At 41.7% G+C, this 18,227-nt stretch carries 19 protein-coding genes and 1 tRNA gene; 16 read left to right on the top strand and 4 right to left on the bottom strand.

Translation table 11 applies throughout. The features are described 5' to 3' along the window. Positions 1-58 precede the first annotated feature (58 nt). The 4 genes from AHMF7605_RS31225 to AHMF7605_RS25615 all read right to left on the bottom strand — a co-directional run bounded on the left by AHMF7605_RS31225 (position 59) and on the right by AHMF7605_RS25615 (position 1,466). Complete coding sequence (locus AHMF7605_RS31225) at positions 59-373, bottom strand: DUF6660 family protein (protein WP_394336222.1); 315 nt, start codon at positions 371-373, stop codon at positions 59-61. Positions 374-523: 150 nt separating this feature from the next. Then, positions 524-799 (bottom strand): hypothetical protein, encoded by a 276-nt coding sequence (locus tag AHMF7605_RS25625; protein WP_106932801.1) that lies wholly within the window; start codon positions 797-799, stop codon positions 524-526. 3 nt (positions 800-802) lie between these two features. Next, positions 803-1,072 carry a helix-turn-helix domain-containing protein gene (locus AHMF7605_RS25620; protein ID WP_106932800.1) on the bottom strand — a complete coding sequence of 90 codons (270 nt, stop codon included), beginning with the start codon at positions 1,070-1,072 and terminating at the stop codon, positions 803-805. Between the two features lie 321 nt (positions 1,073-1,393). Then, a tRNA-Phe gene (locus AHMF7605_RS25615) sits at positions 1,394-1,466 on the bottom strand. 143 nt (positions 1,467-1,609) lie between these two features. On the opposite strand from AHMF7605_RS25615, the gene AHMF7605_RS25610 reads away from it, so the two are divergent. The 16 genes from AHMF7605_RS25610 (at position 1,610) to nuoH (ending at position 18,102) form a co-directional block, all read left to right on the top strand. Further along, entirely contained in the window at positions 1,610-2,965 is a 1,356-nt protein-coding gene (locus tag AHMF7605_RS25610; RefSeq protein ID WP_106932799.1) for a (Fe-S)-binding protein, read from the top strand. A gap of 258 nt (positions 2,966-3,223) precedes the next feature. Then, on the top strand, positions 3,224-3,997 hold the full coding sequence (locus tag AHMF7605_RS25605) for a (Fe-S)-binding protein (protein WP_106933623.1): 774 nt from the start codon (positions 3,224-3,226) through the stop codon (positions 3,995-3,997). Positions 3,998-4,229: 232 nt separating this feature from the next. Continuing rightward, on the top strand, positions 4,230-4,715 hold the full coding sequence (locus tag AHMF7605_RS25600) for a hypothetical protein (RefSeq protein WP_106932798.1): 486 nt from the start codon (positions 4,230-4,232) through the stop codon (positions 4,713-4,715). Positions 4,716-4,823: 108 nt separating this feature from the next. After that, the gene (locus AHMF7605_RS25595) at positions 4,824-6,812 is read left to right on the top strand and encodes an OmpA family protein (protein WP_233219252.1); all 1,989 of its coding nucleotides are present in this window, start codon (positions 4,824-4,826) and stop codon (positions 6,810-6,812) included. Positions 6,813-7,000: 188 nt separating this feature from the next. Next, positions 7,001-8,164, top strand: coding sequence for an AIR synthase related protein (locus tag AHMF7605_RS25590; protein WP_106932797.1), 1,164 nt, complete (start codon positions 7,001-7,003; stop codon positions 8,162-8,164). A gap of 306 nt (positions 8,165-8,470) precedes the next feature. Further along, positions 8,471-8,854, top strand: a complete 384-nt coding sequence (locus AHMF7605_RS29540) for a hypothetical protein (RefSeq protein ID WP_146153673.1) — start codon at positions 8,471-8,473, stop codon at positions 8,852-8,854. Then, positions 8,824-9,117: a DUF4476 domain-containing protein gene (locus AHMF7605_RS25580; protein WP_106932795.1), complete on the top strand. Its 294-nt coding sequence runs from the start codon at positions 8,824-8,826 to the stop codon at positions 9,115-9,117. Before AHMF7605_RS29540 ends, AHMF7605_RS25580 begins: the two co-directional genes overlap by 31 nt. Positions 9,118-9,394: 277 nt before the next feature. Further along, positions 9,395-10,339 carry an alpha/beta hydrolase gene (locus AHMF7605_RS25575; RefSeq protein WP_106932794.1) on the top strand — a complete coding sequence of 315 codons (945 nt, stop codon included), beginning with the start codon at positions 9,395-9,397 and terminating at the stop codon, positions 10,337-10,339. A 410-nt stretch (positions 10,340-10,749) separates the two neighbouring features. After that, on the top strand, positions 10,750-11,130 hold the full coding sequence (locus tag AHMF7605_RS25570; protein ID WP_106932793.1) for an NADH-quinone oxidoreductase subunit A: 381 nt from the start codon (positions 10,750-10,752) through the stop codon (positions 11,128-11,130). A 93-nt stretch (positions 11,131-11,223) separates the two neighbouring features. Next, positions 11,224-11,766, top strand: a complete 543-nt coding sequence (locus AHMF7605_RS25565) for an NADH-quinone oxidoreductase subunit B (RefSeq protein WP_106932792.1) — start codon at positions 11,224-11,226, stop codon at positions 11,764-11,766. A gap of 3 nt (positions 11,767-11,769) precedes the next feature. Next, positions 11,770-12,276, top strand: a complete 507-nt coding sequence (locus AHMF7605_RS25560; RefSeq protein WP_106932791.1) for an NADH-quinone oxidoreductase subunit C — start codon at positions 11,770-11,772, stop codon at positions 12,274-12,276. A gap of 130 nt (positions 12,277-12,406) precedes the next feature. Next, positions 12,407-13,660 carry an NADH dehydrogenase (quinone) subunit D gene (gene nuoD, locus AHMF7605_RS25555; RefSeq protein ID WP_106932790.1) on the top strand — a complete coding sequence of 418 codons (1,254 nt, stop codon included), beginning with the start codon at positions 12,407-12,409 and terminating at the stop codon, positions 13,658-13,660. A 137-nt stretch (positions 13,661-13,797) separates the two neighbouring features. Beyond that, positions 13,798-14,307: an NADH-quinone oxidoreductase subunit NuoE family protein gene (locus tag AHMF7605_RS25550; protein WP_199200308.1), complete on the top strand. Its 510-nt coding sequence runs from the start codon at positions 13,798-13,800 to the stop codon at positions 14,305-14,307. 136 nt (positions 14,308-14,443) lie between these two features. Further along, positions 14,444-15,790 carry an NADH-quinone oxidoreductase subunit NuoF gene (gene nuoF / locus AHMF7605_RS25545; RefSeq protein ID WP_106932789.1) on the top strand — a complete coding sequence of 449 codons (1,347 nt, stop codon included), beginning with the start codon at positions 14,444-14,446 and terminating at the stop codon, positions 15,788-15,790. A gap of 248 nt (positions 15,791-16,038) precedes the next feature. Next, positions 16,039-17,037 carry a 2Fe-2S iron-sulfur cluster-binding protein gene (locus AHMF7605_RS25540; RefSeq protein ID WP_106932788.1) on the top strand — a complete coding sequence of 333 codons (999 nt, stop codon included), beginning with the start codon at positions 16,039-16,041 and terminating at the stop codon, positions 17,035-17,037. Between the two features lie 6 nt (positions 17,038-17,043). Continuing rightward, positions 17,044-18,102: an NADH-quinone oxidoreductase subunit NuoH gene (nuoH, locus tag AHMF7605_RS25535; protein ID WP_106932787.1), complete on the top strand. Its 1,059-nt coding sequence runs from the start codon at positions 17,044-17,046 to the stop codon at positions 18,100-18,102. Positions 18,103-18,227: the final 125 nt, after the last annotated feature.

Genomic DNA, 18,227 nt, shown 5'->3' with positions numbered 1-18,227 from the left:
AGGCGTAGCTGTAATGCTTCGTCGAGAAGCTTACAAAGCAGGCTAAAATATGTTGAACTTAAACTTTAGGAGGCTGCCAAATAGCAAAATAGGGATGCGGCGAAAATGCTGCTTGGTAATCAGGCAGTAGGACAGGTATAGGAAAGCTGGATAAGGTTATTTTGTGTGTAACGTTTTGCAAGGCAAACCCGGCGCAACAACTACACATGCAAAGAGGTGAACATAGATCGCCAGCAGGAGTTTCATCAGGACAGCTTGAGTCCATTCCTATAATAGTTTGCTCAAGCGTATCCATTCTCGGTGCTGCATCAGCACAGGGAACACATGGTAATACAACCATGTAGATACTTAATATGAAAGCAAACCATTTCATCTATGCAAACCTACGAAAAATAAAATGCAATTGCATTGCAAATTTATTGGCAGCTTATCCAAGGACACTCTATTGCCCTCTGCATGAAATTAAACGATTTACTCCCTTATTACAAGAAAAACAATAAAGGACTGGTGAAAGAAAAAAGATTCACCGTTCCGGTTCAATATCCTTATCTTTATCCATCGTTTTAGTTGGCTCATTCTCCCCCTTGCTAGTCCGATCTCCGGTCAGCCAGGAGGGATAACGTTCCTTTGCCTTTTCAGATAGAAATTGGTTCCGACCTTCCTGAAAACCGTTACCGCGTAAATTTTCTGCCGTTGCCTTGGCTAGTTTCTCAGCAAGTTCAGGGAGGTGCTTAGCAATGGTATAACCTTCATTGAAGCCTTTTTGATAATCCGGCTCCGGTTTTTGAACTTCTTCCATATATTAAAAGGTATTTCGGGCGTTTTTCTCTAGATAAGCGTCAATAGAATCCCGGTCATATAGAATAATTTTCTTCTGTGGCTGGGAGTAGCGAATTTTTCCTTCGTCCCGCAATTTTTGCAAAGTCGTTTTTGATTTGATATTCAAGAGCTGCATGGCTTGCTCATCAGAAATCCATTTTTCTCTTTCTTCGCCGTGCTTTTCTTTTAATCGAGCAACTACTTGTTCGACTAACTCATAAAAAGCGGCTTCTTCAAGACAAATGACCTGCATAATTTAGAAAAAGAGGGTTTATGTATAACTTGTACCAAGATACCAGTTTAAAGATATCCCATCTAAACGCATATAACACAAAGTGGTTATATAACCCATTTAACTAAATTATTGTCCTAAAGCCTGTTATAGTAGATTTGATAAAGAGGCCTAAAAAGAATAATTGATCTATTAGCAAAGGGTTAATCCAAATAAAAATACAAACCGCTTGTGTTGAACGGATAAATAAAAATTATAGGTAGAAGGGAGAATGTTGTACTTATGTTGTACCAACAAAAAAGCAGTTACGGTTTTTAGGCCATAACTGCTTGAATATTAATGTGGTGATGATTGGAATCGAACCAACGACACAAGGATTTTCAGTCCTTTGCTCTACCGACTGAGCTACATCACCAGCACCTTTTTGTTTAAAAGTGATGCAAAAGTAATACTTTGCGTTTACGATGCAAACAGAATTCGGAAAATAATTTTAACTGGATTATATAATATTAGTTTAGTAATTTACGTACTCGTTATGCATAACAAATTTATGTACTTATGATTAGCAACCTGCTTTTTCTAATAATTACGGTATTAGCTGTTGGATTATTTGTGTGGCAAATTCAGAAAATTCGCCGGAACATTAATCTAGGCCGGGAGAAAGAAATCTCTGATGACGCTTCGGAGCGCTTAAATAAACTATTGTTAGTGGCTTTTGGGCAGCAAAAAATGTTCAAACGTCCTTGGCCAGCAATTTTACACGGAATTGTATACGTTGGGTTCGTAGTTATTAATATTGAAGTACTGGAGATTATTATTGATGGAATATTTGGCACCCATCGGGCATTAAGCTTTTTAGGACCAATATATACGGGGTTAATGGCCATTAACGAGCTGCTCGCTTTTCTGGTAATTATTGCCTGCATCATTTTCTTGATTCGCCGGAATGTAACTAAAGTACCCCGACTAACTCGCGGACCCGAAATGCGAGCTTGGCCCCGTCTGGACGCCAATATTATTTTGCTCACGGAAATAATATTAATGCTGGCTTTATTTTCCTTTAACACGGCGGATATAAAATTACATGTGCTAGATGGTAGAGAGCTAGCCGGCAGTTTTCCTATTAGTGGTTTATTGGTAAATAGTTTAAGCACTACGAACGTGTCATCTCTTGAAGCACTGCGCAGTTCCGGTTGGTGGTTACACATTCTAGGAATTTTTGCTTTTTTAAATTACCTACCCAGTTCCAAGCACTTCCATATTATAATGGCCTTCCCGAATGTGTATTATTCGAAGTTGGAGCCCAAAGGTAAATTTACCACTAACCAAAGTATTACCCACGAAATTAAAGCCCTGCTGGATCCCAGCTATCAAGTGCCCCCTTTACCTGAAGGTACAGAGCCGCAGAAATTCGGCGCGAAAGACGTAGAAGATTTATCCTGGAAACAACTAATGGATGCCTATACCTGTACCGAATGTGGCCGGTGCACAGATGTATGTCCGGCTAATATAACCGGCAAATTGCTTTCGCCGCGCAAAATTGTAATGGATACCCGCGACCGGATGGAGGAAAAAGGCGAGCATCCGGCAATATTCCGGCCCAATCATTATCAAGAACAAGTCAAACAGCGCGTAAAAGTGACCGAAGAAAAAACTTTGTTGCGCGGCTACGTAACTCCCGAAGAACTCTGGGCTTGCACTACCTGTAATGCTTGCGTTGAGGCTTGTCCGGTAAATATCGACCAATTATCTTCTATCATGGAAATGCGGCGGTTTTTAGTGCTCGAAGAATCGGCAGCTCCCACCGCTCTGAATGGAATGTTCACCAACATTGAAAATAACGGTGCTCCCTGGGCCTTCTCCCCTTCCGACCGCTTAAACTGGGCTGATAACCTGTTTGTGAATGTGAAATGAGTTATAAGTTGGAAAGTTGAAAAGTTAGAAGGTTGAAAGGTTCAAAATTGCTTTTTGTAAAAAAGTCATCGTCTTAAAGTAAATGCGGCCCAGGTGAGATTATGACAATTACCAGGTTGAATTCGACAGATTCAAATTGAGTAAAGAATGAAACAAGCTAAAAAGAGATATAGACAAGTATAAAAAAGTCTAACATCTAATATCTAGCTTCAAACATCTAAATAAATGAGTGAAAGAAAACTAATCACGGTACCTGTTATGGCCGATTTAATGGCAAGAGGAGAAGAGCCGGAAATTTTATTTTGGGTAGGTTGTGCTGGCGCGTTTGACGACCGGTATAAAAATGTAACTCGCGCCTTTGTGCGGATTTTAGAGCATCTAGGAATAAAATACGCGGTGTTAGGCTTAGAAGAAAGTTGTACCGGCGACCCAGCTAAAAGGGCGGGTAACGAGTTCTTGTTTCAGATGCAGGCTATGACCAATATTGAAGTGTTGAATGGCTATAATATAAAAAAAATAATAACCGCTTGTCCGCACTGCTTCAACACTATTAAAAACGAATATCCAAGTTTAGGAGGTAATTACGAGGTTATTCATCATTCTACGTTTTTACAGCAGTTAATTAATGAAGGCAAAATACGGGTGGCCGGCGGCAAAGCCTTCAAAGGCAAGCGCATAACTTTTCATGATTCGTGTTATCTGGGGCGGGCCAATGGCGTGTATGAAGCTCCCCGGCAAGTATTAGCTACCTTAGATGCCGATTTAGTGGAAATGAAACGAAGCCGGGCTAATGGTTTGTGCTGCGGTGCGGGTGGGGCCCAAATGTGGAAAGAACCCGAACCCGGTAAAAAAGACATTAATATAGAACGAACCGAAGAAGCCTTGGCTACTGGGGCAACTATTATTGCTTCCGCCTGTCCTTTTTGCATGACCATGCTCAGCGACGGCGTAAAAAACAAAAACCAGGAAGATCAGGTAAAAGTATTTGATATAGCTGAACTGATTGCCTCCGCCGAAAATTTAAATGCATGAGTTAATCGATAATCCATGGTTCATAAACTATAGGTACTTAGAGATATATAAAAGAATTAATTAGAAGGATAGTTTGTTATTTAAGTTGATAAATTTACAAAAAGATGATAATTCGGCCCTTTCAAGAGTATTTGCTTAGAGGGAAATCCATTATTGTAGTCAAAAAATCAAATTCAATTATTTACCATTAACACTCCATGGACTATCGACCATGGACTATCAACTATAAAACATGTACATTCCATTTCAACAATTACCACCTCGCTCCCGCCTCTGGATTTATCAGGCTAGCCGCCCATTAAACGATGCGGAAGTAGAACTGGTAAAACCTCAGTTAGTAGATTTTATTACGCAATGGACGAGTCACGGAGAAACATTACAAGCATCTGCTGAAATTTTATACAACCGATTCCTGGTGCTGGCTAATGACGAAGATGCTAATTCCCCGAGTGGCTGCTCCATAGATGCTTCTGTCCGGTTTGTGAAGCAATTAGAGGCGCAGTTAAATGTATCTTTCTTCGATCGTACACAATTGGCTTTTTGGCATAACGAGACCATTGAAACCGTACCGTTACCTGAAATTAAAAACAGAATTAAAGAAGGCCTAATTCAAGGTGATTCGCTATATTTTGATACGTTGTTGAACACCAGCGGGCAATTACAGGCCGCTTGGCCTAAACCAGCAAAAGAAAGTTGGTTAGCCAAATATTTTGCCTAAGTTTTACGTTTACTTAATTACAATTAATTGGATTAATATTGATTTTTTTAAGTAAATACGGGCACGAAGTAATTATACTACCTGAAGTGCCCATTTACTTTTAATTCTATGATCGTCAAACAAACCATTAAACGTACAACGTATTTCTCTAAACCTACTACCTTTTTGCCACGCTACCGCTATATGAATAGATTTTACCTGATTCTTCTGCTTGCAGTCTTGGCAGGTTTTACTTCCTGCAAAACATTGAGCAGCGTAGGAAAAGCCGATAAAAAATTTGCCCAAGGCGAGTACGATGATGCCATCCGATTATACCAAAATGCCTTAAAAAACACCAAAGAACCAGGCCCGGTAAACTTTAAACTGGCCGAATCTTACCGTTTGTCTAACCGAATTGCGCAAGCTGAAACCAATTACCAGGCTGCAATAAACACTGGTTTAAAAAAAGAAGAAGCAATTTTTTATTACGGTTTAGCCCTGAAAGCCAATGCAAAATACAACGAAGCGGGTGCTCAGTTTACTCGTTACGCCCAGTCCGGAAGCAGCAAAACCTTAGTTGCCCGCGCCAAATTAGAGGCGGCGAATATGAGTGCTATCCCGGGTATCATAAATACTAAAACATACAACGAGATTAAAACACTGGATCAGTTAAATACCGCTGCTGCTGAGTTTGCTCCTACCATGCTGAACGGCGAGCTATATTTTGCTTCTACCCGCGATGGAAAAAAATATTCCGGTAACGGCGAAGGTTTTAACGATTTATTTGCTTTGCGTTTCGATGACCCAACCCAGATGATGGGTGGAGCAGTCCGTAAAGTAGGCGAACCCATTAATACTCCGGAAGCCCACGAAGCTGCCGTAACTTTCAGTAAAGACGGTACTACCATGATATTTGCCCGTAGCAATACCGGCAAACGCAAAGGTACCCTTAACGTAGATTTATACGTGTCTCGGTTTAAAGGTAGTTGGTCAGAGCCACGTTTGCTCAGCGTGAATAGCAAAGATGCCTGGGATTCCTCGCCGGCTTTATCTCCGGATGGTAAAACCTTGTATTTTTCTTCGGACCGGAAAGGAGGCCAGGGCGGAAACGATATTTACCGGTCCACCTTAGATGGCCAAGGCCGGTTCTCCACACCCGAAAACCTAGGCCCCGAAATAAATACTCCGGGCAACGAAAATTTTCCTTTTGTTACCGAAGACGGCACTCTGTATATTTCCTCCGATGGCCATCCGGGATTAGGAAATTTAGATATTTTCCGGGTAGAGAATGGTAAACCTGTAAACTTGGGGGTACCCGTAAACTCTAATGCCGATGATTTTGCGCCTTATATAGTAAACGACGAATCGGGTTATTTTTCTTCAAACCGCCCCGGTGGCAAAGGAAGCGATGATATTTACTTTTTCAAGAAAGCTAAACCAAAACTGGTTAATTTTTATGTAGATGTAACGGTACGGGAGTTACTGCCCAATACTACTAATTATAAACCAATGAGCCGTATCCGGGTAGAATTGCAGGACGCTAAAGGCACAGCCGTTGATCAGGCTTTTACCACCCCGGATGGCAAACTAAGCTTTAAACTAGACACGGCCACGGCATATTCTATATTGGCCGAAAATCCCGGTTATTTTGCTGCCCGCCAGACCGTATCTACTATTGGAAAAACTCCGCCGCAGGCACAACTTACGAAACCAGAAACCGACATTCGCCTGACCGCTGATTTAGTTTTAAGTAAAATCGTGAAGGATAAAGCCATTGTAGTCGAAAACATCTATTACGACCTGGATAAAGCCAATATTCGTCCGGATGCCGCTATAGAACTCGATAAGATTGTTCAAACTTTAAACGACAATCCTAAAATTACCATCGAGCTTAGCTCCCATACCGACGTGCGCGGAAAAGATGCCTATAACTTAGACCTGTCGCAACGACGGGCCCAATCGGCAGTAGATTATATTATTTCGAAAGGTATCGCTCCGAACCGGATTACGGCCAAAGGTTACGGCGAAACCCGTTTGATTGTGAAGAATGCTAAAACCGAAGAGGAACACCAGCGTAACCGCCGTACGGAGTTTAAAGTAACTAAGATTGCCCAATAATTTAGTTGCTGATTACTGGTTGATCGATATTAGTTAATTCAGACAAATATTTAAAAATCTTAAAGGAAATAATATAAGAAAGCCGCTTATTAGAGCGGCTTTCTTATTTTTGCATCGTTGTATATCGTTTACGATTTTTCAGGCGTGGTAAATCTAACAACCAGCAACTAGCAACTAGCAACTAAATCATGGAAAACAGGTATCTGCGCCGGGGTGTTTCGGCCTCGAAAGAAGACGTGCACGCAGCTATTAAAAATATTGATAAAGGGCTCTTTCCAAAGGCATTCTGTAAAATTATTCCGGATATATTGGGTGGCGATCCGGATTACTGCAATATTATGCATGCCGACGGCGCTGGTACCAAATCGTCGCTGGCTTACCTTTACTGGCGCGAAACCGGCGATTTATCGGTTTGGAAAGGTATTGCGCAAGACGCCATTATCATGAATACCGATGATTTACTGTGTGTAGGAGCGACCGATACTATTTTGCTCTCATCTACCATTGGCCGGAACAAAAATCTGGTACCCGGCGAAGTAATTGCGGCTATTATTAACGGTACCGAAGAAATTTTGCAGATGCTTCGTGATAATGGTATTGGCATTTACAGCACTGGTGGCGAAACGGCCGATGTAGGCGATTTAGTACGGACCATAATTGTAGATAGCACGGTTACTGCCCGCATGCGCCGCGACGAAGTAATTTCTAACCATTCTATTCAACCGGGTGATGTAATTGTAGGCTTTGCCTCTTTTGGGCAAGCGACCTACGAAACCGAATACAACGGCGGTATGGGCAGCAACGGCTTAACGTCAGCCCGGCATGATGTTTTTCATAAATATTTAGCGGCTAAATACCCGGAAAGCTTTGATCCGGGCGTACCGCAAGATTTAATTTATTCCGGCAAATATAAACTTACTGACCCGGTTGTTGACACGGGTTTAGACGTAGGTAAATTAGTCCTCTCCCCTACCCGCACTTATGCCCCCGTTGTAAAAGAAATCCTTAACCAACACCGGGCAAATCTTCACGGCATGGTGCATTGTAGCGGTGGCGGACAAACCAAGGTGCTGCATTTTACCGATGAGGTACACATAATTAAAAATAATTTGTTTGAGACACCTCCTTTGTTTCATATTATTCAAAAAGAAAGCAAGACTGATTGGGCCGAAATGTATAAGGTATTTAACATGGGGCATCGCTTAGAAATATACCTGGAGAAAGCTTACGCATCTGATCTAATTGCCATTGCCAAATCTTTTAACATCGAAGCTCAGATAATCGGCCATGTAGAAGCAAGCGAAAATAATAAGCTTACTATTCAAAGTAAATACGGCGAATTCATCTATTAGTTTGCGTGGATAAAGGCCAATAAAAAAGCTGTTACGGTTCCCGTAACAGCTTTTTTATTGGCATAATAATTGGCTTTTATTTATATAAGTATAGTCTTCGGGAATTATTTTCTAAACCTTTAAAAGATATATCTGTCTGTAGTCTTTCGACCGTGGACTATGGACTAAATAAATATGAAACGTCTGGTTATTTTATTTTGCGGACTCTTTTTCTGGACTCAAAATGTGCTTGGTTTTCCGAGCGCAACCGCCACTTTCTTCAGTAAGTGAGGTGAAGCCTTTCAGTTTATTTTTGATGGCAGATTCGTGAATCGGGGCGGAACGAATGTCGTCCGCTTGTACGACATTCCAGATGGCTATCATACTGCCGAATTTCGAATACCGGGCCGTCGGGGTGTTTTAGTTCACCGAACCCAAATATTTATAGAACCTGGGCGGCAAAGCGAATTTATGTTACAAGTAATGGAATATGGACGGCAGGCATTCGTACGAAAAGTAGTCGAATTACCTTTACGGCCCAATTATCCTAACCGGCGTCCGCCTTTACCACGATACCAGGAACCCGAGCCCTATGGTAACAACGATTACGAGCGTAATGATGACCGATACGACCCGGACAACCGGTACGAAGAACCAGAGCGTGAGAATCCCACCGAACAATGCCGGGATATTCTGGAAAACAACAGGTAGATCGTTTATTGCAAACTATGGCCGCCAGAAACACTGAAAGTAGCAAAGAATCTATTGCCCGGCAGGCCTTGAGCCAAAATAGTGTTCTAGCTGAAGATTTAAAAGCGATTCTGGAGCAGTTTCAACACGAAAATACTCGACTGGAATTTGCCAAATTTGCTTATAAAGCTACCTGCGATCGGCGCAACTTTTACTTCATCAATGAAGCATTTTCCTACGATGCTAGTATTCGCGAATTAGAAGATTATATTAAGCGTCGGTAAGTTTTAATTTTTTCGATTATAAAGAAGAAGATAATTCTTTTTTCTTAAGCTTAGTCAACCAAGGTAATTTATTCCTAGCCTTGATATAATTAAAGTTGCTCACTAAATGATATGGGTAAATCAAGGTAGGATATTATTCTTGTAACTACAATTCTCTACCATTACTGACTAGTCTGGCAAAACAGTAGTAAGTAATACTTGCAGTAATTGTTACAATAAGAAAATAAAATACAGTAGTTTTAGCAGAAACTTTATCTTGTGTTTTCTTGATTGTTCTATGAAAAAATTAGCTATTCTTCTGTTAGCGCTTTTCAGCCTGAATGTAAGCTCGGCGCTTGCCCAAACGAAACCTATGGAATTACCCTTGTACGAAGGCAATATCCCAAATGCCAAACCCGGTCCGAACGAAGAAAAAACAGAAAAGGATGGTATTCTGCGCATCAGCCTGGTCCGCAATCCTACGCTTACTATTTATTTACCCTCTAAAGAAAAAGCTACTGGTGCAGCCGTGGTTATATGCCCCGGAGGTGGTTACTCTATATTAGCAGCCGAGCACGAAGGTTCGGATGTTGCCCGGAAACTAAATGAAAAAGGTATTGCTGCTTTCGTGGTAAAATACCGCTTACCAAGTGCTAAAACCTCCACTAACCCCGAAATTGCTCCTTTACAAGATGCCCAGCAAGCCATTCGGGTAGTACGCAAAAGAGCAACCGAATGGCAGGTAGACCCCAACCGGATTGGCATTATGGGATTTTCCGCGGGTGGCCACCTGGCTTCTACGGCCGGTACGCATTTTCAAAAAGCCGTTATTCCTAATCCTGATAATGTTTCAGTACGACCAGATTTTATGATACTAGTTTATCCGGTTATTAGCAGTCGGCCCGGCGTAGTGCATCAAGGTTCTTTCGATAATTTAATCGGTAAAAATGCTTCACCGGAAAAATTAAAAGAATATTCGAACGAGCAACAAGTTACGGCGCAAACTCCGCCCACTTTTCTAATTCACGCCTCCGACGATAAAGTGGTACCACCCGCCAATAGCATTTTATTTTACCAAGCCTTGCAACAGCTTAGTATTCCCGCTGAATTGCATATTTACCCAAAGGGCGGTCATGGCTTTGGTTTAAAAAATCCAACGACACCGGATGATTGGTTTGAGCGTTTCTATAATTGGATGATAGCCAGCAATATAATAAAAAATACTACTGCTGTAAGTAAGTAAAAATTTTACTACAGCTTGTCTTAATAATTTGATATTGTCGATTAAGTAAGCTCTTGATTTGTGCTCGTCGAGTTTATTTTAGGTAGTATTATCGGTGAGCAGGTATCCTTTTAATTCTTTCTGGGGTATATAGTTAAAGCAGAAGACCCTGAATGTGCCCTAGCAAATTATATCCGTCTTGTTATTGCTAATTACCTACTTTAAATATTTTCTTTAATCCTGATTCAGGAATAAAGAAAATTAATTTTTGCAATGAACCTGATACTTCTTGCTTTTTATTTACCGGCGGAACAGGTCATTTTTATTCTTAAACTTTCTAGAAGGCGGAGTCTTAACAAATGCTGCTTTATTTGAATCTTTCTAATTAATGCGTACTTTTGCTCCAAATTTCATAAACGGAACCTTAAGGAATGGAAACAGCCCCCGTAAATCAATTACCTTCAGACTACTTACCCATATTAATTCAGTTTGCCGCCGCTTTAGGATTTGTTGTTTTCTCGATGGTGGTAACGCACCTTATTGGCCCCAAACGGCACAGTAAAGTAAAAGACGCCGCCTGGGAGAGTGGTATTGAGTCGGTAGGGAATGCCCGTACACCTATTTCTTATAAATACTTCATGACAGCCATATTATTTGTATTATTCGACGTAGAAATCATTTTTCTTTACCCTTGGGCGGTAAATTTCAAAGAATTTGGCTTCGATGGATTTATACAAATGCTGGTATTTATGGCGTTGTTGCTAATAGGTTTCTTTTACGTTATTAAAAAAGGTATCCTGAAGTGGGAGTAGCAATCCCAAATAGTTAAAACTTTTATAAGCTAATAAATGTTGGATTTTAGAACGTTACCCGTTCTAAGTATCTAAATCAAGAACAGAAATTTTATGGCAGATATAAAAATGGTAGATGCCCCGGATGGCTATGAAGGCGCCGGTTTTTTTGCCACATCCTTAGAAAAAGTAGTTGGATTAGCCCGGAGCCACTCGTTGTGGCCTTTGCCGTTTGCTACCTCGTGCTGCGGCATTGAGTTTATGGCAACTATGGGTTCGCACTACGATATTTCCCGATTCGGCTCCGAACGTCCTAGCTTTTCCCCGCGTCAGGCGGATTTATTGATGGTCATGGGTACTATTGCTAAGAAAATGGCGCCTATTGTAAAACAAGTTTACGAACAAATGGCCGAACCTCGCTGGGTACTAGCTATGGGAGCTTGTGCTACTAGCGGCGGTATTTTTGATACCTATAGCGTATTACAAGGTATTGACCGGATTATACCGGTGGATGTGTACGTGGCAGGTTGTCCACCCCGGCCTGAACAGGTTTTGGATGGTTTAATGCGTATTCAAGATTTGGTACGCGATGAATCCTTGCGTCGCCGGAACTCACCGGAGTACCAGGCTTTATTAGAGTCTTATAACATCAAATAACGCATGGAGCCGCTTACGAATCAGATTCTTCTCGAAAACTTAACTAAAAAATTTGGCGATTCCCTTTTTGATATTTGGGAGCCTTACGGTTTATTAACTCTTACCACCACCCGCGACAGCTTGCTTCCGCTTCTCGAATATTTGTATCACGATGAGTATATGCAAATGAATTTTCTCACTACTATGTGCGGCGTTCATTACCCGGAAAAGCAAGACGCAGAACTGGGCGTGGTTTATCATGTACATAGTTTAGTGCACAACGTTCGAATCCGGATTAAAATATTCTTCCCGATCGAAGATCCAAGGGTTCCTACCTTAACGAATTTATATTCTACGGCTAATTGGATGGAGCGTGAAACGTATGACTTTTATGGGGTTATCTTTGAAGGACATCCAAATCTGATTCGGATTTTAAATGTAGAAGACATGAATTATCATCCTCTACGGAAACAATACGCCTTAGAGGATGGCACGCGCGAAGACAAGGTAGACACTTTCTTCGGACGATAAATTTGGCTAGTAGTTGTTTGTTGTTAGAATTTAAATACTTACTTCAGTAACCAGGGTAATCTAAAAGCAGCTATTTGTTGTTCCAGGTCGGTTGTTAAATTCTGACAACGAATAACCAACAATTATAAATATGGCAGATATTAAAAATAGTATTTCTTCCAATACTGGCATATTGTCCGGAAATGCTTCCGGCACTATCCAGAATTATGGAGATCACGAACGGGAATTAACTACGCTTAACCTGGGCCCTACTCACCCAGCTACGCACGGTGTATTCCAGAATATATTACAAATGGATGGTGAAAAGATTGTTTCGGGCGTACCCACTATTGGTTACATTCACCGGGCATTCGAAAAAATTGCGGAACGCCGTCCGTTTTACCAAATTACTCCGCTTACCGACCGCTTAAATTATTGTTCCTCTCCCATTAATAATATGGGCTGGTGGATGACAGTAGAGAAATTACTGGGGGTAAAAACGCCTAAACGGGCCGATTACATGCGTGTAATTGTAATGGAGCTGGCCCGGATTACCGATCATCTTATTTGTAACTCTATTCTGGGTGTAGATACAGGGGCTTTTACCGGCTTCTTGTATGTATTTCAGGAACGGGAAAAAGTATACGAAATTTACGAAGAAATCTGCGGAGCTCGCCTTACTACTAACATGGGTCGGATTGGAGGCATGGAAAGAGATTTCTCTCCTACTGCTTTAGAAAAATTGCGTAAATGGATAAAAGAATTTCCGGCTGTAATGCGTGAGTTTGAATCGTTGTTTAACCGGAACCGCATTTTTATGGATCGCACCGTGGATGTAGGGCCTATTACTCCTGAACGTGCCTTAAACTACGGTTTTACCGGACCAAACCTGCGAGCTGCTGGTGTAGATTACGATGTACGGGTTATGAATCCGTATTCTTCTTACCAGGATTTTGATTTTGAAATTCCGGTAGGTACCAAAGGCGATACTTACGACCGCTTCTTAGTACGGAACGAAGAAATCTGGCAAAGTCTGCGCATTATTGGGCAAGCTCTAGAAAATTTACCCGAAGGACCCTACCACGCCGATGCGCCGGAATACTACTTGCCGCCCAAGCAGGAAGTGTACCGCAATATGGAGGCACTTATCTATCATTTTAAAATTATAATGGGTGAAATTGATGCTCCCGTAGGCGAAGTCTACCATTCGGTAGAAGGCGGAAACGGTGAACTAGGTTTTTACTTGATTAGTGATGGTGGTAGAGCACCTTACCGCTTACACTTCCGGCGGCCTTGCTTTATTTACTACCAAGCTTACCCTGAAATGGTAGTGGGCACTTCGCTTTCGGATGCAATTGTTATTCTGAGTAGCATGAATGTAATTGCCGGAGAGTTAGATGCTTAATATTGATTATTAGTAAGGAGTTGAAAATTAGGGATTTAGTTTTATAAAAAATAATTTAGCTATAGAACACGCAGGTAAATAAACTACTGAAGCTTTCAGCGCCTCAGCTTTAAGAGTTTATCTCCGTTAAATGTAAGATGGATAATACAACAATAACCAACGACATTCAATTTTCGGATGCAGCAATGGCCGAAATCCAGCGTTACATCTCTCATTATCCACCAGATAGAAAAAAATCAGCGATTTTACCAGTTTTACATATCGCTCAAGCTGAATTTGGTGGTTGGGTAAGCGCAGAGGTACAGGATAAAGTGGCTGAAATTTTAGGTATTACTCCCATTGAAGTGTATGAGGTAGCTACTTTTTACACTATGTTTAATTTAAAACCGGTGGGCAAGCATGTGCTGGAAGTTTGCCGTACCGGTCCTTGCATGTTGCGCGGCGCGGACCAGTTAATCGAACATCTAGAACACCAATTAGGTTGTAAGGTAGGAGGAACGTCAGCGGATGGTATGTTTACTTTAAAAACCGTAGAATGTTTAGCGGCTTGCGGGATGGGTCCTATGCTGCAAATCCGGGAAAAATATTACGAAAATCTGGATCCGGACAGTACTGATAAGTTGCTCGACGATTTGAGAAAAGAATAATTTAGTAGCAGATAGCAAGTATCAGGTAGCCAGATTTTTTATATGATTTTGAATCTGAAACTGTAGTCTGAATAATAAAAGATTGAATTTGATAGTCTTGATACTTGTGTCCTGATACTTGAATCTAAGAAGAAAAATGGGAAGAAAAATATTAACCGAACATATTAACGTACCCGACATTCACACGTTAGCGGTTTACCGCAAAATGGGTGGTTACCGCTCCGTGGAAAAAGCGCTAAAAACTATGACTTCGGAAGAAGTGGTGGAAGAAGTGAAAAAATCGGGTTTAAGAGGTCGCGGTGGGGCCGGATTTCCTACCGGCATGAAATGGAGCTTTTTGGCTAAACCAGAAGGTAAACCACGTTATTTGGTTTGCAACGCCGACGAATCCGAGCCAGGCACCTTTAAAGATCGCGTGTTAATGGAAAAAATTCCGCACGCACTGATTGAAGGTATGATTACCTCCAGTTATGCCTTGGGTGCCCGTACTTCTTACATTTATATTCGTGGTGAACTTATGTTTGTGCTACGGATTTTGGAAAAAGCAATTGCCGAAGCATACGCGGCTGGCTTCTTAGGAGAAAATATTCTGGGATCTGGCTATTCGTTAGATTTGCACGTGCATCCAGGCGGCGGAGCCTATATTTGCGGCGAAGAAACAGCATTACTGGAATCTTTAGAAGGCAAGCGAGGAAATCCTCGTAATAAACCACCATTTCCGGCAGTGCAAGGCTTATACGCTTGCCCAACCGTAGTAAATAACGTAGAATCTATTGCTTCGGTACCCTGGATTGTAAATAATACCGGTGAAGAATACGCTAAAATTGGCGTAGGCCGTAGCACCGGCACCAAATTGATTTCAGCCGGGGGCCATTTAAATAAGCCTGGCGTTTATGAAATTGAATTGGGTTTACCTGTCGAAGAATTCTTATTTTCAGATGAATACTGCGGTGGTATCTGGAAAGGCCGACAGTTTAAAGCGGTTGTAGCCGGTGGTTCATCCGTACCAATTTTACCAGCCCATTTATTCCTGAAAACGGCCGAAGGAGTACCCCGGGTAATGACCTATGAATCATTATCGGAAGGTGGTTTTGTGAGCGGTACTATGCTGGGTTCCGGTGGTTTTATTGCTATGGACGATACGACGTGTATTGTGCGTAATACCTGGAATTTTGCTCGTTTCTACCACCATGAATCGTGCGGACAGTGCAGTCCTTGCCGCGAAGGCACCGGTTGGATGGAAAAAATCCTACACCGCATTGAACACGGTCACGGCCACATGCATGACATTGATTTACTCGTAAACGTATCTAAACAAATTGAAGGAAATACTATTTGCCCGCTTGGTGATGCTGCCGCTTGGCCAGTAGCAAGTGCAGTGCGTCATTTCCGGGAAGAATTTGAGTGGCATGTAAAACATCCGGGAGCAGCTACGCAGCCAGGTGCGGTTTACCGTGGAGCAGAAGAAGCAGCTTTAGTTTAGATGTTAGACGTTGAATGCTAGATATTGAATGAGTAAAGTAATTTTAAGTTTTCTTACATGGTAAACTTAATTTATTGATTCTGAAATTTCTCTCCGTTAAGCGACACTTAGGAAAAATAAAATTCTTTAAGTGCACTCAACCAGAGAGGACGTTTGATTAAATTATGTAATAATAAATGCTGGTTTAATTTGATAAATGAGATAAATGCATCTCAAAACTAAAACCAGCAACTGACGACTAAATATAAATGGCAAAAATAACTTTCGACGGTATTGAGGTAGAAATTCCAGATGGTACTACTATCTTAAATGCAGCCCGTAAAATAGGTGGCGATGTAGTGCCTCCCGCCATGTGTTACTATACTCCTTTAAAAGGTAGCGGTGGTAAATGCCGTGCTTGTTTAGTAAAAGTAACTGCTGGCTCCGCAAAAGACCCCCGCCCCATGCCGAAATTGGTGGCTTCGTGCGTAACGCCAGTTCAGGACGGTATGGTAGTAGAAAATACGCTATCCCCCCAGGTGCTGGAAGCGCGGAAAGGGGTAGTAGAAATGCTTTTAATCAACCATCCATTGGATTGTCCGGTGTGCGACCAAGCGGGTGAGTGCGATTTGCAAAACTTTTCGTACGAGCATGGCACTTCGGCTACCCGTTACGAGGAGGACCGTCGTACCTTTGAGAAACAAGATATCGGTCCGCTGATTCAATTACACATGAATCGCTGTATTTTGTGCTACCGTTGTGTATATACGGCTGATCAACTTACTAATAAGCGCGTACACGGAGTATTAGGCCGTGGTGATGCTTCTGAAATTGGCACGTACATCGAGAATGTAATTGATAATGAATTCTCCGGCAACGTCATTGATGTATGCCCGGTAGGCGCTTTGACAGATAAAACTTTCCGGTTTAAAAATCGGGTATGGTTTACTAAACCTTTAGATGCGCATCGCGATTGTCCTAAATGTGCGGGTAAGGTAATACTTTGGACTCGGGGTAGTGATGTTTTACGCGTAACTGCCCGAAAGAATGAGTACGGCGAAGTGGTAGATTTTATTTGTAACGAGTGCCGGTTTGAGAAAAAAGAAATGAACGACTGGACTGTAGAAGGTCCGCGGCATATTGCCCGCGCTTCGGTAATCTCGGCCAACCATTACGAACTTCCGGTACTTAATCCACAACTCATTCCGGATTTACCGCAGAGTACGGTTGATGAATTAAATAATTTTCCAAGACCTTTTATATCTTAAAGCAACATGCCTATTTTAGCCATTCAGGCGCTTATCATTGTTACCATTTTTGGTATTACCTTGTTAATTGCTACTTATTCTACTTACGCTGAACGTAAGGTTGCGGCTTTTTTACAAGACCGGATAGGTCCAAACCGGGCGGGTCCGTTTGGCTTAGCTCAGCCGCTTGCTGACGCAGTGAAAATGTTTTTTAAAGAAGAATTTATTCCGGCCAAATCTAATAAATGGTTGTTTATTGCCGGTCCGTCGCTGGCTATGTTAACTGCTTGCATGAGCAGTGCCGTTATTCCATTTGGCAATACACTACGATTTGATGGTTTACCGGAAATTCGCTTACAGGCTATCGAAGTAAACATAGGAATGCTCTATATTTTCGGGGTGGTTTCTTTGGGCGTGTACGGCGTTATGATTGGTGGTTGGGCATCTAACAACAAATTTTCGTTACTAGGTGCGGTACGGGCTGCTTCGCAGAACATTTCCTACGAACTGGCAATGGGTCTTTCCATAATAGCCATTCTAATGATGACCGGAACTTTATCCTTACGCGAAATTTCTCTGCAGCAACACGGTTTTAACTGGAATATCTGGTACCAGCCGTTAGGCTTTATTATTTTCCTGGTTTGTGCTTTTGCCGAAACTAACCGTACTCCCTTTGACTTACCGGAGTGCGAAACCGAGTTAATTGGCGGCTACCACACCGAATATTCATCCATGAAACTAGGGCTTTATTTATTCGCGGAGTACATTAATATTTTCGTTGCTTCGGCGGTGATGAGCACGTTGTACTTTGGTGGTTTTAATTTTCCTGGAATGGATTGGTTAGAGGCTCATATTTCCAGTGACCCACTGTTAGCGCATAATATTGTTACCATTTTAGGAACAGTAGTTTTATTTGGGAAGATTTTCTTTTTTATCTTCTTCTTCATGTGGGTACGTTGGACCTTGCCGCGTTTCCGCTACGACCAGCTAATGAATTTAGGCTGGAAAATATTGATTCCACTTGCCATCTTAAATATAGTTTTAACTGGTGGAGGTATTTTGTTAGGTGAAAAATTAGGCTGGTAATTTTCAGTTTAGCACTGCAAGAAATAATATAGTACCGTCTGAAATTGTATCGTATAGTTCAGACAACAGCATTTAAAATATAGGAGATTATATGCAATCCTTAACTCATAGAGCAAAATTGGTAG

The sequence above is a fragment of the Adhaeribacter arboris genome, from assembly GCF_003023845.1.
Lineage (GTDB): Bacteria > Bacteroidota > Bacteroidia > Cytophagales > Hymenobacteraceae > Adhaeribacter > Adhaeribacter arboris.
The sequence above is the reverse complement of the archived record's forward strand: the minus strand, read 5'-3'. Positions and strand labels throughout refer to the sequence as shown.